Consider the following 20294-nt stretch of genomic DNA (forward strand, 5'->3'; position numbering starts at 1 on the left):
TTCTCTTTGATGCTGTCGGCAGCGCCCCATTTGGCGGTTTCGCGTTCAGCGCCAGCGCCTTGGAACATGACTTTGCCGGATGTGTAGACGGTAATCATCGCATCCGGCAGCTTGGCAGCAAAGCGTGCATGGGGATTCTTGGTGGTTATTTCCTTATTACGGTAATGTTCGATCAATTTTTTTAAGGCTTCTTCTGGCAGTTTCAAGACGCTATTGGTCATTGGGAGTCCCCTTTCTTATGATTCACAATCCGCTCAAGTTCGTGTTATGATGGTCTATAGAATTCCAAAGGGGGAACGCGCATTGCAAGAGCAGCATAAAATTCGCACTGTCGTTGATATATATGGCCATACATATAAGATGCTCGGCACCGAGACATCCGGCCATATGAGGCTTGTCGCTTCCATGGTCGACAGCAAGATGCGGGAGATCAACGCCGCCAATCCATCGCTTGACCAGGCGAAACTTGCCGTATTGACAGCGGTAAATGCGACACATGAATATCTTAAACTGAAAGAGCAGCTAGAACAAATGGAAATTGAATTGAATAACTTGAAGGGCTGACGGATATGCTTGATTTAATCTTATTAGTATTGCTTCTGGCGGGGATTTTGGTTGGCTTCAAGCGAGGACTGGTACTGCAGTTTCTGCACATGGTCGGATTTGTCGTCGCGCTCATTGTTGCCTACACGTATTATAAACCGCTATCGGAAAACTTTGTGTTATGGGTTCCATACCCGACGGTCGACGAAACCTCACGCTTTGCGATGGCTTTTGAACAATTGAATCTGGATCAAACTTTTTACCAGCTATTGGCATTCGCACTCATTTTCTTCGTCGTGAAATTTTTGCTGACGCTGATCGCATCGATGTTCGATTTCATCAAATACATACCGGTGCTCGGCTTCCTGAGCCGTATTTTCGGTGCAGTCCTTGGGCTCATCGAAGCGCACATCTTATTGTTTATCGGACTCTACGTATTTGCGTTATTGCCGATCGATGTGATTCAAAACCAAATCGACAACTCCGGAATTGCACGCGCGATCCTGGAGCATACGCCTTATTTCTCTGAGAAAGTGAAGGAATGGTGGTATATTTATATGTAGTAGGAACTTCTCTCTTACGAGGGAAGTTTTTTTATGAACCGATTAGGGAGGTTTGTTTGGCATGAATAAAAAAATCATTATCCGCACATTGGAGAATATTGCGTTATATATGGAATTAAAAGGGGACAACCCGTTTAAAGTATCGGCTTTCCGCAAAGCCGCCCAAGCGCTTGAACTCGATCAGCGCAGCTTGGATGAGATTGAAGATGTCACGAAGCTAAAAGGCATCGGAAAAGGCACGGGCGATGTCATCACGGAATTGCTTACCGACGGCAAATCTTCTGTTCTCGAAGAACTCCAGGAAGAAGTGCCGAAAGGGCTTGTGCCAATGCTCAAACTGCAAGGGCTCGGCGGCAAAAAAATTGCCAAGCTCTACAAAGAACTCGGCGTGGATTCAATGGAATCTTTGAAGCAGGCGTGCATCGATGGGCGTGTCCAGGCGCTTCCGGGATTCGGCGCAAAATCCGAAGAGAAAATCCTGCTTGAGCTGGAAAACTTCGAAACCGACCCGGGACGCCACCCGATCTGGAAAACGGAAGAAACCGTGGCATTCATTGAAAACTTGTTGACGACGATTTCCGATGTCGCGGAGTTTTCAGTTGCCGGAAGTTTTCGCCGCACGAAAGAGACGAGCAAAGACCTCGACTTTATCGTAGCGACCAATGAACCGGCAAAAGTGAAAGAACAACTGCTCGCCGGCTTGCCTGTAAAAGAAACCATTGCTTCAGGCGACACGAAAGTCTCTGTTGCGGTGGAAGTGGTCGAGCCGATCGATGTCGATTTCCGCCTCGTTGCACCAGAAGAATTTGCGACAGCGCTGCATCATTTTACCGGATCCAAAGACCATAATGTCCGCATGCGCCAATTGGCCAAAGCGAAAAAAGAGAAAATCAGCGAATACGGCGTGGAACAGGAAGACGGTTCCGTGTTGACATTCGAATCAGAAGAGGCATTTTTCGCTCATTTCAATTTGCCGTTCATCCCGCCGACCGTGCGCGAAGATGGCCGAGAAATCGACCGCATCGATGAATTGCCATCGCTCGTCTCACTCGACGATATCCGCGGCGACTTGCATATGCACACAACCTGGTCAGACGGGGCACATTCGATTGATGAAATGATCAACGCATGCCGCGAGCGCGGTTACGAATACATGGTCATCACCGATCACTCTCAGTACTTAAAAGTTGCAAACGGCTTGACGCCCGAGCGCTTGATTGAACAGAACGGAAAATTGCGTGAAGCCAATAAACGCCACGACGACATCGAAGTGATGTCGGGAACGGAAATGGACATCTTGCCGGATGGCAGTTTGGATTTCGACGACGAAGTGCTCGCGCAATTGGATTTCGTCATCGCGAGCATCCATTCGAGTTTCCAACAGCCGCAAGAACAGATCATGGCACGTATTTTGACGGCGATGAAAAACCCATATGTCCATATGATCGCGCATCCGACAGGCCGAATCGTCGGAAAGCGCGACGGCTATAATCCGGATGTTGAACAGATTTTGGATTGGGCGAAAGAATACGGTAAAATCGTGGAATTGAATGCGAGCCCGTATCGCCTCGACCTCGCCGTCGAATGGCTGGTCATGGCACAGGAAAAAGGCGTGCCGGTCGCCATCAATACCGATGCCCATGCAATCGAAGGGCTGGAGGTCATGGCAACTGGCGTACGACACGCGCAGAAAGCATGGCTGAAAAAAGACAATGTGGTCAATACATGGCCGCTTGAGAAGTTAAGAGATTTTTTGAAACGATAAAGGAGGAGTTTATATGATCGCAGAGCGCGCATTACGAACTCTCGAATTCTATAAAATCCGTGAAGAAGTGGCTGCATTTTGCACTTCATCACTTGGAAAAGGGTTAGTGAAAGAATTGCTGCCGTCTACTGACATCGCGGAAGTAAACCGTTTGCTCGAAGAAATGGATGAAGCAGCACAATTATTGCGCATCAAGAATAATGTGCCGATGGGTGGGATTTCCGATATCCGCCCCCACGCCAAGCGCGCACAAATCGGCGGCAGTTTAAGCCCGGTGGAATTGATGGAAGTTTCTTCAACGATCCGCGCAAGCCGGATCTTGCGCCATTTCCTTGAAGCCATCGACGCGGAAGAAGATATCGACATTCCCCATTTCATGGAGAAAAAAGAAAGCATGCCGATATTGACACAGCTCGAACACGATATCAACGCCTGCATCGATGATAATGGCACTGTGGTCGATAGCGCGAGCTCGGAACTTCGCAGCATCCGCCAATCACTGCGCGCGCAGGAAAGCCGCGTACGCGAAAAACTCGAGAGCCTGATCCGCGGGCGCAATGCATCGAAAATGCTATCGGATTCGATTGTCACCATCCGTAACGATCGCTTCGTTATCCCGGTCAAGCAAGAATATAGAAGCCATTACGGCGGCATTGTCCACGACCAATCATCGTCAGGCCAGACGCTGTTCATCGAACCGGATGCTGTCGTGCAAGCAAACAATGAAGTGCGCCGGCTGAAGTTGAAAGAACGGGAAGAAATCGACCGCATCCTGCTGATGTTGTCTATGAAAGTGCAGGAAGTCGCACACGAATTGTTTACGTTGGTCGGCGTATTGGCGGAAGTCGATTTGATCCTGGCTAAAGCGAAGTACGGGCAAGCGCATAAATGCTCGAAGCCTGACATGAACACGGAAGGCTATATCAATTTAAAAAAAGCGCGCCATCCGCTCATTCCACAAGACGAAGTCGTTCCGAACGATATCGAGTTTGGCCGGGACATCACGGCGATTGTCATCACCGGCCCGAATACAGGCGGGAAGACGGTCACCTTGAAGACGGTCGGCTTGTCGACTTTGATGGCACAGGCTGGGCTTCCCGTACCGGCGCTCGAAGGATCGGAACTGGCCGTATTCGACCAGATTTTTGCTGATATCGGCGATGAGCAATCCATCGAGCAAAGCTTGAGTACATTCTCTTCCCATATGGTTAATATCGTCGACATCCTCGAAAAATTCGATGAAAACTCACTCGTCATTTTCGATGAGCTCGGTGCCGGTACTGACCCGCAAGAAGGGGCAGCGCTTGCCATTTCATTATTGGATGAAGTACATGGCAGAGGCGCGCGTGTAATCGCGACGACCCATTACCCGGAACTGAAAGCTTATGGCTACAACCGGGAAGGCGTCGCCAATGCCAGCGTCGAATTCGATGTCGAAACATTGAGCCCGACTTATCGCCTGTTGATCGGCGTACCGGGGCGCAGCAACGCGTTCGAAATTTCCAAACGCCTCGGCTTGCCGGAGCATATCATTTCACATGCGAAAAGTTTCACCGGAACCGATCGCAAGGAAGTTGACTCGATGATCGCTTCGCTTGAGAAAAGCCGTCGCGAGGCCGAACGGGATGCAGAAGAAACCCGTTCTGTGCTCGAAGAATCCGAGACGCTAAAAGAAGACTTGGCGAAACGACTCGCGGAATACGACAGCCGCAAAGAGCTGCTTGAAGACAAAGCAAAAGAAAAAGCGCGCAAAATCGTCGATCAGGCGCGCGCGGAAGCGGAAACGGTCATCAAGGAACTGCGCCAAATGCAGCTTACCCAGCAGACCGGCGTCAAAGAACACCAGCTGATCGATGCCAAAAAACGGCTGGAAAATGCTATGCCGGAAAATCGGGTATTGAAAAAAGCAAAAAAGCAAAACGAACCGGTCGCTTTGAAACCGAACGACGAAGTGAAAGTGCTGTCTTACGGGCAAAAAGGCAGCTTGGTCGAAAAAGTTTCCGACACCGAATGGATCGTTCAGGTCGGCATCTTGAAAATGAAGTTGCCTGAATCCGACCTCAGCTACACGAAACCTGAAAAACAAAAAGAAACCCGCACGATGACCAGCTTGAAAGGCCGTGAAGGCTATACGAAAATGGAGTTGGACCTTCGCGGTGAGCGTTATGAGGATGCCCTTTCGCGCGTCGAGAAATATTTGGATGATGCTTTATTGGCGAATTACCACCAAGTCTCCATCATTCACGGCAAAGGGACTGGCGCGCTTCGCCAAGGCGTTCAGCAATACTTGAAGAAACATCCGCGCGTCAAGAGCTACCGCTTTGGCGAACCGGGTGAAGGCGGATCGGGCGTCACAGTCGCTGAATTGAAGTAAGGGCGGAAGGGGAGTTTGCAAATGTTCGAGGGAGGATTTTGGACCCATCCGCTCGTTGAGACAGCCGGCTATTTCAGTGTGGTAGTCTTATGCTTGATTGTAGCGATGGTTATTTTTGAAGTGGTAACAAAATATAAAAACTGGGAAGAAATCAAAAGTGGCAATTTGGCCGTGGCGATGGCCACAGGCGGAAAAATTTTCGGCGTCACGAATATTTTCCGCTTTTCGATTGAACAGCACACGACGCTGTTTGAGATGATCGGCTGGGGACTGTTTGGGTTCGTATTATTGATTTTTGCTTATCTGCTCTTTGAGTTTTTGACGCCAAAATTCAAAGTGGATGAAGAAATCGCCCGCGATAACCGTTCGGTCGGCTTGATTTCGATGACCATCTCAGTCGGCTTGTCGTATGTTATCGGAGCCAGTATTTCATAGGAGTTGGAACGAATGGAAAACCTGATCAAAATCTTAATCGTTTTTTGCATCTTGTTTGTGCTTGTAGGAATCGTCTTCCTATTCGTGTTTTAAAAACGGCCTGTGTGCCGTTTTTTTTATGGATTAAAACCTAATAGAAAATAATGTTTGAAAGCGTTATCATAATTCTTTATACTTAAAGTAGGAATATTCTCACGATTCCGATAAAAGAGGGGGAGGTAGAAAATATGTCCGAAAAACCGTGGTTAGCTCATTATCCGGCGGAAGTACCGCACACGCTAACGTATCCGAGCATGCCAGTCCAGGAATATTTGACGAAAGCCTATGAAGACTTTCCGCAAAAGACCGCAATTCATTTCCTGGGCAAGGATCTTAGCTACGAAGAGTTGTACCAATCTGCCATGAAGATGGCCAATTACCTTCAAAAGCTAGGTATCCAAAAAGGCGACCGGGTATCCATCATGCTGCCGAACTGTCCACAGGCGGTCATCAGTTTTTATGGGATCCTTTACGCTGGGGGCGTCGTCGTCATGACAAATCCGCTTTATACAGAGCGGGAAATTTCCTACCAGATGAAAGATTCCGGTGCCAAGGCGATCATTGCGCTAGATATTTTGTTCCCGCGAATCAACAAAGTCATTAAAGAAACGGATCTTGAGAACGTCATCGTCACGGGCATCAAGGATTACCTGACATTCCCGAAAAACCTCGTGTACCCGTTCATCCAGAAAAAGCAATACGGGATGACGGTGAAAGTCGAACACCGGGGGATCAATCACCTCTTCACGGAAATCATGAAAACAGCTTCGCCGCAAATTACCAAGCCGCCATTTGATTTTGACGAAGACTTGGCGCTGCTGCAATACACTGGCGGAACGACCGGATCGCCAAAAGGCGTTATGCTGACGCACCGTAACTTAATCTCGAATGCGACGATGTGTGACGCTTGGCTCTATAAATCGAAGCGTGGCGAAGAGACGATCATGGGCATCATTCCTTTATTCCATGTGTACGGTTTGACAACTGTCTTGATCTTGTCTGTCATGCAGGGCAATAAGATGGTACTATTGCCGAAATTCGATCCAGAGCAGGCCTTGAAAACCATCAACAAGCAAAAGCCGACCTTGTTCCCTGGCGCACCGACGCTTTATATCGGTTTATTAAACCATCCGGACATCAAGAAATACGATCTGTCTTCCATTGAAGCATGCTTGAGCGGATCCGCGCCGCTGCCGACGGAAGTACAGGAGAAATTCGAACGCATCACGGGAGGCAAACTGGTCGAAGGCTATGGCCTAACTGAAACCTCGCCGGTTACCCACTCGAATCTCGTATGGGGAGAACGAACGAAAGGCTCGATCGGTATGCCGTATCCGGATACAGATTGCGAAATTTTCCTTCCGGGAACGACTGATCCTGTTCCAAACGGCCAGATCGGTGAAATCGCCATTCAGGGCCCTCAAGTGATGAAAGGCTATTGGAACCGCCCGGATGCTACAGCGGCAACGATTGTCGATGGCTGGCTATTGACCGGGGATCTTGGCTATATGGACGAGGAAGGTCAATTCTTTATCGTCGACCGCAAAAAGGACATGATCATCGCCGGAGGCTTCAATATCTATCCAAGGGAAATCGAAGAAGTGCTGTATGAACACGAAGCGATCCAGGAATGCGTCGTTGCCGGAATCCCGGACCCGTATCGCGGCGAAACGGTAAAAGCATACATCGTATTGAAAGAAGGGTATACTGTTACAGAAGAACAATTGGATAAACATTGCCGCGAACACCTCGCAGCGTTCAAAGTGCCACGCATTTATGAGTTCCGTAAAGAACTCCCGAAAACAGCGGTCGGTAAAATCCTGCGCAGATCGCTGGTGGATGAAGAAATCGCCAAACGCAATGAAGCGGTTCCTTCCTAACTAAGGCAAAAGCTTGACACAATTTAAACAAAACGATAATATGAAAATATGAATGAATCGCCATTCATATTTTCATATTTTTTTGGGTGGTGACAGGATGGTAAAGAAGGATAAACCGAAATATAAGCAAATCATTGATGCTGCGGTCATCGTCATCGCAGAAAATGGTTACCACCAAGCGCAAGTTTCGAAAATTGCCAAGCAAGCCGGTGTAGCGGATGGGACGATTTATTTGTATTTCAAGAATAAAGAAGACATTCTCATTTCCGTCTTCCAGGAGAAGATGGGCGTGTTCGTCAGCGAATTGGAGAAAATCATCGCGAAAGATGCAAGCGCAGCCGATCAGCTCGGCATGATGATCAATAGCCATTTCAGCTTGCTTGCAAACGATCTGCATCTAGCGATCGTGACCCAGCTAGAACTTCGGCAATCCAATCATGACATCCGCATGAAAATCAATAATGTTTTGCGGGGTTATTTAAAATTGATGGACCGGATCCTGATCAGTGGCATCGAATCAGGAGAATTTGATCAAAATATGGATATTCGTTTAGCCCGCCAGATGGTTTTTGGTACAATGGATGAGACCATTACTACCTGGGTGATGAACGATCACAAGTATGATTTGGTCGAACTCGCACCGAAAGTGCAGCGCTTATTGCTGAAAGGCATGCAAGCGTAAAGGGAGGGGATGAGCAGGTGGAATTTATCAGCTGGAAAAAAGAAGATGGGGTAGCGATTGCGACAATCAACCGGCCGCCGGCAAATGCATTGTCTCGGGCGCTGATCTTGGAAGTCGATGCACTTCTGGATGAAGTGAAAAACGACCCGGATGTCCGTGCGATCGTCTTGCACGGGGAAGGGCGTTTCTTCTCGGCAGGCGCCGACATCAAGGAGTTCACGGAAGTGACTTCAGGAGAAGAATTCTCGAAACTGTCGGCAAGCGGTCAAGCCGTATTTGAACGCGTGGAAACATTCCACAAGCCGGTCATTGCCGCTATCCACGGCGCCGCACTCGGCGGAGGTTTGGAGCTGGCAATGAGCTGCCATATGCGTTTTGTTACGGAAAATGCTAAACTGGGATTGCCGGAACTTCAATTGGGCTTGATTCCTGGATTTGCAGGAACACAGCGTTTGCCGCGTTATGTCGGAGTGGCCAAAGCCGCTGAAATGCTTTTGACGAGCGATCCGATTACAGGCGAAGAAGCAGTGCAGCTCGGTCTTGCCAACCGTTCTTTCGGCGAAGAAGACCTTCTTCCGCAAACGCTTTCAATTGCGAAGAAAATTGCGAAAAAAAGCCCGGTGTCCGTCAAGGCGGCCATCGACATGCTTCAGTATTCGAAGCACGGGGCTTTTGAAGAAGGGGTCAAGGCAGAAGCGGATTCGTTCGGTACGGTTTTCGTATCGGAAGACGCGAAGGAAGGCATTAGCGCTTTCCTGGAAAAACGCGAAGCACAATTTAAAGGGAAATAATACTTGGGAGGTTTACGTTCATGAACATTTATGTATTGGTAAAACGTACGTTTGACACAGAAGAAAAGCTGGTTGTCTCTGGTGGCCAGATTCAAGAAGATGGCGCTGAATTTATCATCAACCCATATGACGAGTATGCGATCGAAGAGGCCATCACGGTCCGCGACGCTCACGGCGGCGAAGTGACAGTTGTCACAATCGGCGACGAGGAAGCTGAAAAGCAATTGCGCACAGCACTTGCAATGGGCGCTGATAAAGCGGTCTTGATCAATACAGAAGACGATGTTGAGGAAATGGACCAGTTTACGGCAGCATACATACTGGCAGAGTACTTAAAAGACAAAGAAGCGGACTTGATCCTAGCAGGAAACGTAGCTATCGACGGTGGTTCTGGACAAGTCGGACCGCGCGTAGCTGATTTGCTTGATATCAACTACGTAACGACAATCACAAGCCTTGAAATCGAAGGCGAAACAGTGAAAATCGTCCGTGATATTGAAGGGGATGCAGAAGAGCTTGAAACTTCATTGCCTTTATTGGTAACAGCCCAGCAAGGCTTGAACGAACCGCGCTATCCATCTCTTCCAGGAATCATGAAAGCGAAGAAAAAACCGCTTGAAGAGCTTGAGCTCGATGATCTGGATATCGACGAAGAAGATGTAGAAGCGAAAACAGAAACGATCGAAGTATACTTGCCGCCGAAAAAACAAGCCGGCCGTATTTTGGAAGGCGAAATTCCAAGCCAAGTTTCTGAACTGGTCAGCTTGCTTCGCTCTGAAGCGAAAGTTATATAAACGTACGCCAATCATTCATTTTCACATCTACTTAGGGGGTTAACGGACTATGTCGAAAAAAGTATTAGTATTGGGCGAAACGCGTGAAGGCGCTTTGCGCAACGTATCATTTGAAGCAATTGCCGCAGCCAAGAAAATTTCAGGCGGCGGGGAAGTCGTTGCTGTCTTGCTTGGGGAAGCAGTGAGCGAGTTCGGAAACGAATTGGTAGCTTACGGCGCTGACCGTGTCATTACGGTTGAGCACCCACACTTGAAATCTTATACATCTGACGGCTACGGCCAGGCATTCATGGCAGTTGTTGACCAGGAGCAGCCTGAAGCAATCGTCTTCGGCCACACTGCGGTCGGCAAGGACTTGTCGCCAAAAATCGCATCGAAATTGCAAACCGGCTTGATTTCCGATGTAACGGATATCGAAGGGGAAGGCGATGACGCTGTCTTCATCCGCCCGATCTATTCCGGTAAAGCATTTGAAAAAGTGAAATTGAAAGAAGACGGCGTTGTCTTCATTACAGTACGCCCGAACAACATCGCTCCGCTTGAGCGTGAAGAACGTTCTGGCGATGTATCGAGCTTGTCGGTCGATATCACGAACTTGCGCACGATCATCAAAAACGTCGTCCGCAAATCCGCAGAAGGCGTAGACCTTTCTGAAGCGAAAGTCATCATCGCTGGCGGACGCGGCGTCAAGAGTAAAGACGGATTCGAGCCATTGCAAGAACTGGCTGACCTTCTTGGCGGCGCAGTCGGAGCATCACGCGGCGCATGTGACGCAGATTACTGCGATTATTCCTTGCAGATCGGACAGACAGGGAAAGTCGTTACACCTGATCTCTACATCGCAGCGGGAATTTCCGGAGCGATCCAGCACATGGCGGGGATGTCCAACTCCAAAGTCATCGTTGCGATCAACAAAGATCCGGAAGCGAACATCTTCAAAGTAGCAGACTACGGAATCGTCGGAGACCTATTCGACGTCATCCCGTTGCTTACAGAAGAATTCAAGAAAGTCATGTAATCACAGCAGCCCGCAATGTAGCGGGCTGTTTTTTTGCGTGCCCCTGTAGCGGAATCTCCTACTCTTTAAATACATTGACTACATCAAACCCAGGCAGTTTAACGCCAACAACAGCCGGGTATGGAAGGACTAGGCAAATAAATAGCTAGCGTAAATCACGTCTGCTATAATCGAAATATAGTTTGGTTATCACTTAAGGAGGAATTATACATGGCAATCGTTAAAGGAACAGATCAGAATTTCAAACAGGAAGTTTCAGAAGGTCTCGTATTGGTAGACTTTTGGGCAGCATGGTGCGGGCCTTGTAAAATGATCGCTCCAGTTCTTGAAGAACTTGATGCAGACATGGACGACAAAGTGAAAATCGTGAAATTGGATGTTGATGAAAACCAACAGACAGCTAGCGAATACGGCATCATGTCCATCCCGACACTTCTTTTGATGAAAAACGGCGAAACAGTCGATAAAGTTGTCGGCTTCCGTCCAAAAGAAGCTTTGGCTGAATTGGTTGAAAAACACGCATAATTCCAAAACCGGGTCCCATTCGTGGAACCCGGTTTTTTAAATAGGGTGAGGAAATGAAAAATGAAATGATTCAACATAAATTGGCAGTTTTGCCGGACCAGCCGGGCTGCTATTTGATGAAGGACCGCCAAGGGACAGTCATCTATGTCGGCAAGGCGAAAGTGTTGAAGAACCGTGTGCGTTCCTATTTCACTGGCAGCCACGATACGAAAACACAGCGCCTCGTCAATGAAATCGAGGACTTTGAATACATTGTCACCTCTTCCGACAAAGAAGCATTGATCCTTGAATTGAACTTGATCAAAAAGCATGACCCGAAATACAATATCCGCCTGAAAGACAATAAGACTTATCCGTATTTGAAAATCACGGGCGAACGCCATCCGAAATTGGTCATCACAAGACAGGTCAAAAAAGACAAAGGGAAATATTTTGGCCCTTATCCGAACGCCTATGCAGCGAGCGAGACGAAGAAGCTGCTGGACCGTTTGTATCCGCTCCGCAAATGCCATACGATGCCGGACCGCGTCTGCCTCTATTACCATCTCGGGCAATGCCTCGCGCCTTGCGTCAAACCGGTAGAGAAGGATACGTACCGTGAAATGATCGACGGCATCAGCCGGTTCTTAAACGGCGGCTTCCGCGAAGTAAAGCAGGAGCTGACCGAGAAGATGAGCGAAGCGGCGGAGAACCTGGAGTTCGAACGGGCGAAAGAATACCGCGACCAGATCAGCCACATTGAATCGGTCATGGAAAAACAGAAAATGGCCATGAACGATTTCACCAACCGCGATGTCTTTGCTTACGCTGTCGACAAGGGCTGGATGTGTGTGCAAGTATTTTTTGTGCGCCAAGGAAAGCTGATCGAGCGCGAAGTGTCGATGTTCCCGTTGTACCGCGACCCGGAAGAAGAATTTTTGACCTTCCTCGGCCAATTCTATGAAAAGCCGGATCATATCAAACCGAATGAAATCCTGTTGCCGGAAGCGGAAGATGAGGAATTCCTGAAAGAATGGCTCGGCGCGAAAGTGCTCGTCCCGCAGCGCGGCAAGAAAAAAGATTTGGTCTTGCTTGCGCGCAAGAATGCGGACATTGCCATCAAGGAGAAATTCCAGCTGCTCGAGCGCCAGGAAGAACGCACGGTCGGTGCCTGCAACGAATTGGGCGAAGCGATGAACATCCACACGCCGCTGCGCATCGAAGCATTCGATAACTCCCATATCCAAGGGGCGGATGCCGTGTCTGCGATGGTCGTCTTTATCGATGGCAAACCGTCGAAGAAAGATTACCGGAAATACAAGACGCGCTCAGCGCAGAAGCCTGATGATTATGCGGCGATGCGTGAAGTGGTCCACAGGCGCTACAGCCGCGTGCTGAAGGACGGCTTGCCGCTGCCCGACTTGATCATTATCGATGGGGGCAAAGGCCAGATCGAATCGGCGCGCGAAATCGTTGAAGACGAACTCGGCCTCGATATCCCGATTGCGGGTCTTGCAAAAGATGCCAAGCACCAAACATCCCAGCTGTTGTACGGCAATCCGGTCGAAATGGTGGAACTCAAGCGCACAAGTGAAGCGTTTTATTTATTGCAGCGCATTCAAGACGAAGTCCACCGATTCGTCATCACGTTCCACCGCCAATTGCGCGGCAAGAATTCGATTCAATCCGCGCTCGACGGCTTGCAAGGCGTCGGCCCGAAACGCAAGCAGCAATTGCTCAAGCATTTCGGCTCCGTCCGGAAAATCAAGGAAGCGAACGCCGGCGAGATTCAGCAGGCCGGCATCCCTGAGAAGCTGGCCGTGGAAATCGAACGGCATTTCAAAGAACAGCCGTTGCAACAAGAATAACTTCGTGGTATTGTATTAACACAATTGAATCACTTGTAAAAAGTGATGATAGAGGAGCGGACGTCAATAGTAAGCATCCCGAGATTTGCAGAATCTGTGAAGGATGCCAAAAGGGACGCCCGCCGAAGTTTACGCGCACTGCTTGCGTGTATGCTGGTCCTGCATTTAAGAGATGCAGGGCTGTCAGAGTTTGACTCTGGAGGGCTATCTCACATGGACGTTTGAAATCGTACATGAGAAGAGAGGTAGCTTGCCGGGCAATCGGCGAGTTGCCTCTTTTTTGTTGAGGGCCACTTACTTTAAGTGGGAGTGGAGAGAATGACAACAATCGTAATGAAATTCGGCGGGACGTCTGTGGCGTCTCCGGAGAAAATCCTAGGCGTGGCAAGACGCGCCATCCAGGAAAAACAACAAGGCAAGCGCGTCGTCATCGTCGTCTCGGCGATGGGCAAAACGACAGACACGCTGATTGGCCTAGCGGGAGAGATTTCGGCTGAGCCGCCAAAGCGTGAAATGGACATGCTGCTCGCGACAGGTGAACAAGTGACCATTTCACTGTTGGCGATGGCGTTCAAAAAACTCGGCCATGACGCCTTGAGTTTCACAGGCTGGCAGGCGGGCATCGAAACGGAATCCGTCCCGCGCAATGCGCGCATCGAGACGATCCATACACAGCGTTTGGAAGAGGCGCTCGACCTCGGCTTGTTTTGCGTGGTCGCAGGATTCCAGGGCGTCGACAAGAACGGCAACATCACGACGCTTGGCCGCGGCGGGTCCGATACAACTGCTGTGGCGCTTGCCGGCGCACTAGGCGCGGAAAAATGTGAGATTTATACAGACGTTGACGGAGTCTATACATCCGATCCCCGTTATGTCACAGGCGCCCGCAAGCTCGAACAAATTTCATACGACGAAATGCTCGAATTGGCCAATCTCGGGGCGGGAGTCCTTCATCCGCGAGCCGTAGAATTCGCCAAGAACAATCAAGTGCCCCTCTCTGTACGGGCCAGCTACTCGGATGAACCGGGAACTATCATTCAAGAGGTGATCACTGTGGAAAAAAATCTAATCGTGCGCGGCGTGGCATTCGAAAAAGACATCGCCCGCATCACTGTCAGTTACACAAAGCCATTCAACGGCTCGCTTGCCAATATCTTCACGAGTCTTGCGGATAACTTGATCGATGTCGATATCATCGTGCAAAGCATCAGTGAGGAGTTTCCGCCGTCTGTTTCTTTTTCAATCAAAGAAGACAGCCTGGCAGAAGCTCAGCGCGTGTTGTCGGAAGCTCAAAAGCAAATCGGCTATAACGCCATCGATATCGAAACCGGCTTGGCGAAAGTGTCGATTGTCGGCTCCGGCATGGTGTCAAATCCCGGCGTCGCGGCAAAAATGTTCGATATTCTCCGCACGCAGGATGTGCCGGTGAAAATGGTCAGCACTTCCGAAATCAAAGTCTCTGTCGTCGTGCCGGCGAATGAAATGGAACGTTCGGCAAATGCGCTTCACGATGCATACGGACTGACGCCAGCGTCTGTCAGATAAGCTAAAAGCCCAGCCTAGCTGGGCTTTTTTGAATTGCCGAAAGTTTGTGTAAAAATTCACAATTTGTTCAAATTTGAAATCTTGCCATCACGGTCCTATATGAGCTTATAAAACCTCGAAACAGATGCCTGTATCTCGCCTGTTTCGAAATGAAAATATAGCTTTTCATGAATTCTTTCCTATTTAATATCCGCAAAAACCTTCACAGACCCTAGACTGGATGCGCCTAAAAAGGTTTCCTTGCCTTGACGCTCCTAGAGGGGGGGAGTACAATAAATATGTCATATTCTTGTACATGATGCTTACAGCAACGTGAATATGTTTTCCTGATATAGGAAAGCTTTACGCTGCCAACTAATGTTTTTGAGGGGGGTAAAATTTTTGGATAACAATCGTGAATTTTTAATGCGCAGGCTGCACTCTTTACTCGGGGTCATTCCAATCGGTTTGTTCTTGACGCAGCATTTGATCGTCAACCATTTCGCTACGCAAGGCGTGGAAGCGTTTAACCAAGCTGCCCACTTCATGGCAAATCTTCCATTCGTCATTTTCTTGGAGATTTTCGTCATCTACTTGCCGCTCATGTATCATGCTTTTTACGGATTATACATAGCGTTCACGGCGAAAAACAACCCGGGGCATTACAGCTACATGCGTAACATGCTGTTTGTCGCACAGCGTTATACCGGGGTTTTCCTAGTGGTCTTTATCGCATGGCATATCTTCGAGACAAGATTCCAGGTAGCGATTGGAGCGGGTGAAGCAGATTTCAACATGATGGAAAACATCCTATCGAATCCGCTGATGTTCGCGTTCTACGTAGTAGGCGTCTTGTCCGCAACGTTCCACTTTGCGAATGGATTGTGGTCTTTCTTTGTAACGTGGGGAATCACTGTGTCAGCGAAAGCACAACGCTACTCAACTTATTTCACACTTCTAGTCTTTATTGTATTATCGATCATTGGTATCAGAGCATTGTTTGCATTCGTTTAAGGATGTCCCAAACATTGGTGAATTAAAAGAGGAGTGAACACTACAATGGCGAAAGGCAAAATTTCTATCGTCGGTGGGGGTCTAGCTGGCCTAATGGCAGCGATCAAAGTTGCCGAAGCAGGAGCACCTGCCGATCTATTTTCCATCGTTCCAGTTAAACGGTCTCACTCTGTGTGCGCACAGGGCGGCATTAACGGAGCGGTGAATACAAAAGGTGAAGGGGATTCCCCGGCAATTCACCTGGATGACACCGTTTACGGCGGTGACTTCCTAGCTAACCAAAAGCCGGTCAAAGCGATGGCCGATGCCGCACCTGGCATCATCCGCCTGCTTGACCGCATGGGCGTCATGTTCAACCGTACGCCTGAAGGGCTTCTTGACTTCCGTCGTTTCGGCGGCACGATGCACCACAGAACGGCATTTGCCGGCGCGACAACGGGCCAGCAATTGCTATATGCACTTGATGAGCAAGTCCGCCGCTATGAAGTTGCAGGCTTGATCACGAAATATGAAGGCTGGGAATTCCTGGGCCTCGTCATCGACGATGAAGGCGTTTCACGAGGAATCACTGCACAGAACTTGACGACAATGGAGATCAAATCGTTCCGTTCGGATGCCGTCATCATGGCAACTGGCGGACCGGGGATTATCTTCGGAAAATCCACAAACTCTGTCATCAACACAGGTTCTGCTGCGTCAATCGTGTACCAGCAAGGCGCTTATTATGCGAACGGCGAATTCATCCAAATCCACCCAACAGCGATTCCTGGCGACGACAAGCTCCGCTTGATGTCAGAATCTGCACGCGGTGAAGGCGGACGGATCTGGACGTATAAAGACGGCAAGCCTTGGTACTTCCTGGAAGAGAAATATCCTGCATACGGAAACTTGGTCCCACGTGATATCGCAACACGCGAAATCTTCGACGTGTGCGTTAACCAAAAACTCGGCATCAACGGCGAAAACATGGTGTACTTGGACCTTTCCCATAAAGATTCGAAAGAACTCGACATCAAACTGGGCGGCATCATCGAAATCTATGAGAAATTCACAGGCGACGATCCGCGTAAAGTTCCGATGAAGATTTTCCCGGCAGTCCACTATTCCATGGGCGGGCTATGGGTTGACGATCATCAGATGACGAATATCCCTGGCGTTTTGGCAGCAGGCGAATGTGATTATTCCCAGCACGGTGCGAACCGTCTAGGCGCAAACTCGCTCCTGTCAGCTATCTACGGCGGCATGGTCGCAGGACCGAATGCCCTTGAGTATGTCAAAGGCTTGGAAGTTCTTGCAGAAGACTTGCCAAACGATATTTACGCGAAGCACGAAGCTGAGGAACAGCGTAAATGGGATGAAATCTTGGCGCTTGACGGAACTGAAAATGCTTACGTCCTGCACAAGGAACTTGGCGAATGGATGACGGACAACGTGACGGTCGTACGCTATAATGACCGCCTCGAAGAAACAGACCGCAAAATCCAAGAGCTTCTTGAACGCTTTAACCACATCAGCATGACGGATACGCAACTTTGGAGCAACCAAGGCGCAATGTTTACCCGCCAGCTGAAAAATATGCTACATTTAGCACGTGTCATCACGATCGGTGCGTTGAAACGCAACGAAAGCCGCGGCGCACATTACAAGCCGGAATTCCCGGAACGTAATGACGAGGAATTCCTGAAGACGACTATGGCGAAATTCAATGGTTATGATGCGCCGATCTTCCATTATGAAGAAGTCGACACTGGCTTGATCCCGCCACGCAAACGCGACTATTCCGCGAAAGCATAGCAATAAGAAGGGAGCTAATTTACCATGGGTGAAGCAGCAAAAACGGTTATTTTCGAAATCGAACGCCAGAACTCTACGGACGAAAGCTCGTACTGGGAAAAGTTCGAATTACCATATCGCGCCAACATGAACGTCATTTCCGCATTGATGGAAATTCGACGTAACCCGGTCAACATGGACGGGAAGAAAACAACTCCAGTCAACTGGGACATGAACTGCCTTGAGGAAGTTTGTGGCGCATGTTCTATGGTCATCAACGGCAAAGCACGCCAGTCGTGTACCGCTCTTGTCGATCAGCTCGAACAACCGATCCGCCTTCAGCCGATGAGAACATTCCCGGTCGTCCGCGACTTGATCGTAGACCGCAGCCGCATGTTCGACTCACTGAAGAAAGTCAAAGCGTGGGTGCCGATCGACGGTACGCATGATCTTGGCGAAGGTCCGCGTATGCCTGAGCGCAAACGCCAATGGGCTTATGAATTGTCTAAATGTATGACGTGCGGCGTATGCCTTGAGGCTTGCCCGAACGTCAACGATAAATCCGACTTTATCGGTGCGGCTCCGCTTTCTCAAGTCCGCTTGATGAACGCGCATCCAACAGGTGCCATGAACCGTGACGAGCGTTTGAACGCTATCATGGGCGAAGGCGGCCTTGCGGATTGCGGTAACTCCCAAAACTGTGTGGAATCTTGCCCGAAAGGCATTCCTTTGACAACTTCTATCGCAGCTTTGAACCGCGACGTGAGCATCCAAATGTTCCGCAACTTCTTCGGAAGCGATCAGAGTTTTTTTGTTTCAGCCGAAAATACCCAAGCTTGGCTGAAACAGATGTCCTTTGCGCCAGTTTTTGCTATACTTACAAAATGAGTAATGTATACAGGGGGAACTGGAATGAGAGCGTCTTACATAAAGGATTTCAATGAATGGCAGGAAGGCTTTTCTTTTTACGCGCCGGTGCATGTGCGCTTTTCAGAGACGGATATGTTCGGACATGTCAACAATACGGTGCCGATCGCTTATTTTGAGTATGCACGGATCGAGTTCATGAAAGAAGTGGGCTTGATGCAAGCATGGCTTTCAAAAGACAGCGACTTGATCCCAGTCGTGGCGGATATGCAGGTCGATTTTGTCCGACAGGTATTCTTTGATGAACAATTGAGAGTTTATGTGAAAGTGGAGTCGATTGGAAACTCTTCCGCAGACATCCATTATTGGGCAGTGAATGATAAGCAAGAAACTTGTTTCACCGGTAGAGGCGCCGTTGTACAGATTTCCAAGACGAGCGGCAAAGGCCATCCTTGGAGCGACGAGGAGAAGACGATGCTGCAAAACGGAAATCTGGCTTCTTCCGGCAAATGAAGCAGTCCCTGTCTTGAGAGAACGACCGTGTCACGATGGAACAAATACCAGTAGCTAGGGAGTGAACCAAGTCCATGACTGAAGACAACTTAAACCGCCGCCACGACTTGGAGCGTGTGGCATTTATGGAAAAGGAATTGCGTTATATATCCGGGATCATCAAGCAAAAAGGCCGTGAAATCCTGAATTCGTATACCATTACTCCGCCGCAATTCGTGGCGCTTCAATGGCTGTTCGAACATGGCGACATGACCATCGGAGATTTATCGAATAAAATGTTCTTGGCGTTCAGCACGACGACCGACCTGGTCGACCGGATGGAAAAGAACGAGTTGGTTGTACGCATCCGCGAGGAGCAGGACCGCCGGGTGGTACGCATTAAATTATTGAAAGAAGGCGAGCGGATCATTGAAGAAGTGATCAAGAAGCGCCAGGATTATTTAGAAACGGTACTTGAAGACTTCAGTGTAGAAGAAGTCGAGCAATTTTCAAGCTTGTTGGAGAAAATGCATATCAACATGAAATAGGAGCGGGGCTATGACATTGAATGCGCCAATCGGAGTCATTGATTCAGGTGTCGGGGGGTTGACCGTCGCCAAGGAAATCATGAAACTTTTGCCTAATGAAAAAATTATTTACATCGGTGACAATGCGCGCTGCCCGTATGGCCCGCGTCCACTTGCAGAAGTTCGGCGCTACACATGGCAGATGGCAGAAGCGCTCATGAAAATGAATATCAAAATGCTGGTCATCGCCTGCAATACGGCAACAGCGGCAGCGCTCAATTCCTTGCAAAAGAAATTGCCGATCCCAGTTATCGGTGTCATTTTCCCGGGAGCCCGCGCTGCTATCAAATCGTCTTCGACGAAGAAAATTGCGGTGCTCGGCACGTCCGGAACTGTCAAGAGTGGCGCTTACGAAAAAGCCATCAAGTCGCTTGTTTCAGCTTCTGACGTTGTCCAATTGGCATGCCCGCGGTTTGTGCCGCTCGTGGAAAGTGATGAGTACGAAGGGGAATTTGCCCGCCGCATGGTGGCAGAAACGTTATCGGCGATCAAATCGAAGGAATTCGATACCGCCATCCTCGGATGCACCCATTACCCGCTGTTGCAGGGCTTTATCGAGCAAGAACTTGGCACCACAGTGACGGTTCTGTCTTCAGCGCAGGAAACGGCGAAAGATGTATCGCGCCATTTGAGCTATCAGGACAAATTTGCGGATCGCCGCAAACCGCCCGTCCATCAATTTTATACATCCGGTTCGACGGAGATTTTCCGCACGATCATCAAAAAATGGCTTGCCATAGATGATCCGTGCATCCGTTCAATCCAGTTCCCAAAAACCTGA

At 49.1% G+C, this 20294-nt stretch carries 19 protein-coding genes, 1 pseudogene and 1 riboswitch; of the genes and pseudogenes, 19 read left to right on the forward strand and 1 reads right to left on the reverse strand.

All coding sequences use genetic code 11. The annotated features are described in order from the left end of the window. Positions 1-221: DUF3378 domain-containing protein (locus tag ON064_RS04405; protein ID WP_274623794.1), on the reverse strand; the 221-nt coding region annotated here is incomplete at its 3' end. Between the two features lie 82 nt (positions 222-303). Here ON064_RS04405 and zapA point away from each other — a divergent pair. The 19 genes and pseudogenes from zapA (at position 304) to racE (ending at position 20294) form a co-directional block, all read left to right on the forward strand. Then, complete coding sequence (zapA, locus tag ON064_RS04410; RefSeq protein ID WP_058381052.1) at positions 304-564, forward strand: cell division protein ZapA; 261 nt, start codon at positions 304-306, stop codon at positions 562-564. A 5-nt stretch (positions 565-569) separates the two neighbouring features. Beyond that, positions 570-1106: a CvpA family protein gene (locus ON064_RS04415; RefSeq protein ID WP_274623795.1), complete on the forward strand. Its 537-nt coding sequence runs from the start codon at positions 570-572 to the stop codon at positions 1104-1106. Positions 1107-1167: 61 nt separating this feature from the next. Next, positions 1168-2871, forward strand: coding sequence for a DNA polymerase/3'-5' exonuclease PolX (gene polX, locus ON064_RS04420; protein ID WP_274623796.1), 1704 nt, complete (start codon positions 1168-1170; stop codon positions 2869-2871). A gap of 13 nt (positions 2872-2884) precedes the next feature. Next, positions 2885-5245, forward strand: a complete 2361-nt coding sequence (locus tag ON064_RS04425) for an endonuclease MutS2 (protein ID WP_274623797.1) — start codon at positions 2885-2887, stop codon at positions 5243-5245. Between the two features lie 21 nt (positions 5246-5266). After that, entirely contained in the window at positions 5267-5680 is a 414-nt protein-coding gene (locus tag ON064_RS04430) for a DUF350 domain-containing protein (protein WP_274623798.1), read from the forward strand. Positions 5681-5907: 227 nt separating this feature from the next. Beyond that, positions 5908-7599 carry an AMP-binding protein gene (locus tag ON064_RS04435; protein ID WP_121300208.1) on the forward strand — a complete coding sequence of 564 codons (1692 nt, stop codon included), beginning with the start codon at positions 5908-5910 and terminating at the stop codon, positions 7597-7599. A gap of 97 nt (positions 7600-7696) precedes the next feature. Continuing rightward, on the forward strand, positions 7697-8281 hold the full coding sequence (locus ON064_RS04440; RefSeq protein WP_101190124.1) for a fatty acid metabolism transcriptional regulator FadR: 585 nt from the start codon (positions 7697-7699) through the stop codon (positions 8279-8281). Between the two features lie 17 nt (positions 8282-8298). Beyond that, positions 8299-9072 (forward strand): enoyl-CoA hydratase, encoded by a 774-nt coding sequence (locus ON064_RS04445; RefSeq protein ID WP_274623799.1) that lies wholly within the window; start codon positions 8299-8301, stop codon positions 9070-9072. Between the two features lie 20 nt (positions 9073-9092). Further along, the gene (locus ON064_RS04450; RefSeq protein ID WP_058381044.1) at positions 9093-9866 is read left to right on the forward strand and encodes an electron transfer flavoprotein subunit beta/FixA family protein; all 774 of its coding nucleotides are present in this window, start codon (positions 9093-9095) and stop codon (positions 9864-9866) included. Positions 9867-9915: 49 nt separating this feature from the next. Continuing rightward, a complete protein-coding gene (locus ON064_RS04455; protein ID WP_121300204.1) occupies positions 9916-10884 on the forward strand; it encodes an electron transfer flavoprotein subunit alpha/FixB family protein in 969 nt (322 codons plus the stop codon). A 210-nt stretch (positions 10885-11094) separates the two neighbouring features. Further along, on the forward strand, positions 11095-11409 hold the full coding sequence (gene trxA / locus ON064_RS04460) for a thioredoxin (protein ID WP_058381042.1): 315 nt from the start codon (positions 11095-11097) through the stop codon (positions 11407-11409). 53 nt (positions 11410-11462) lie between these two features. After that, positions 11463-13256: an excinuclease ABC subunit UvrC gene (gene uvrC / locus ON064_RS04465; RefSeq protein WP_274623800.1), complete on the forward strand. Its 1794-nt coding sequence runs from the start codon at positions 11463-11465 to the stop codon at positions 13254-13256. A 41-nt stretch (positions 13257-13297) separates the two neighbouring features. Further along, positions 13298-13471, forward strand: a riboswitch (Lysine riboswitch). 103 nt (positions 13472-13574) lie between these two features. Further along, positions 13575-14801 (forward strand): aspartate kinase, encoded by a 1227-nt coding sequence (locus ON064_RS04470; protein WP_274623801.1) that lies wholly within the window; start codon positions 13575-13577, stop codon positions 14799-14801. A gap of 381 nt (positions 14802-15182) precedes the next feature. After that, positions 15183-15794, forward strand: coding sequence for a succinate dehydrogenase cytochrome b558 subunit (locus tag ON064_RS04475; RefSeq protein WP_274623802.1), 612 nt, complete (start codon positions 15183-15185; stop codon positions 15792-15794). A 45-nt stretch (positions 15795-15839) separates the two neighbouring features. Then, positions 15840-17588: a succinate dehydrogenase flavoprotein subunit gene (gene sdhA, locus ON064_RS04480; RefSeq protein WP_058381038.1), complete on the forward strand. Its 1749-nt coding sequence runs from the start codon at positions 15840-15842 to the stop codon at positions 17586-17588. 24 nt (positions 17589-17612) lie between these two features. Then, positions 17613-18371, forward strand: a pseudogene (sdhB, locus tag ON064_RS04485) (succinate dehydrogenase iron-sulfur subunit); the annotation flags it as partial. A gap of 108 nt (positions 18372-18479) precedes the next feature. Then, positions 18480-18947, forward strand: a complete 468-nt coding sequence (locus ON064_RS04490; RefSeq protein ID WP_274623803.1) for an acyl-CoA thioesterase — start codon at positions 18480-18482, stop codon at positions 18945-18947. Between the two features lie 74 nt (positions 18948-19021). Continuing rightward, complete coding sequence (locus ON064_RS04495; RefSeq protein ID WP_121300190.1) at positions 19022-19474, forward strand: MarR family winged helix-turn-helix transcriptional regulator; 453 nt, start codon at positions 19022-19024, stop codon at positions 19472-19474. 16 nt (positions 19475-19490) lie between these two features. After that, on the forward strand, positions 19491-20294 hold the full coding sequence (racE, locus tag ON064_RS04500; RefSeq protein ID WP_274623815.1) for a glutamate racemase: 804 nt from the start codon (positions 19491-19493) through the stop codon (positions 20292-20294).

Source organism: Planococcus sp. A6 (genome assembly GCF_028823615.1).
Classification (GTDB): Bacteria; Bacillota; Bacilli; order Bacillales_A; family Planococcaceae; genus Planococcus.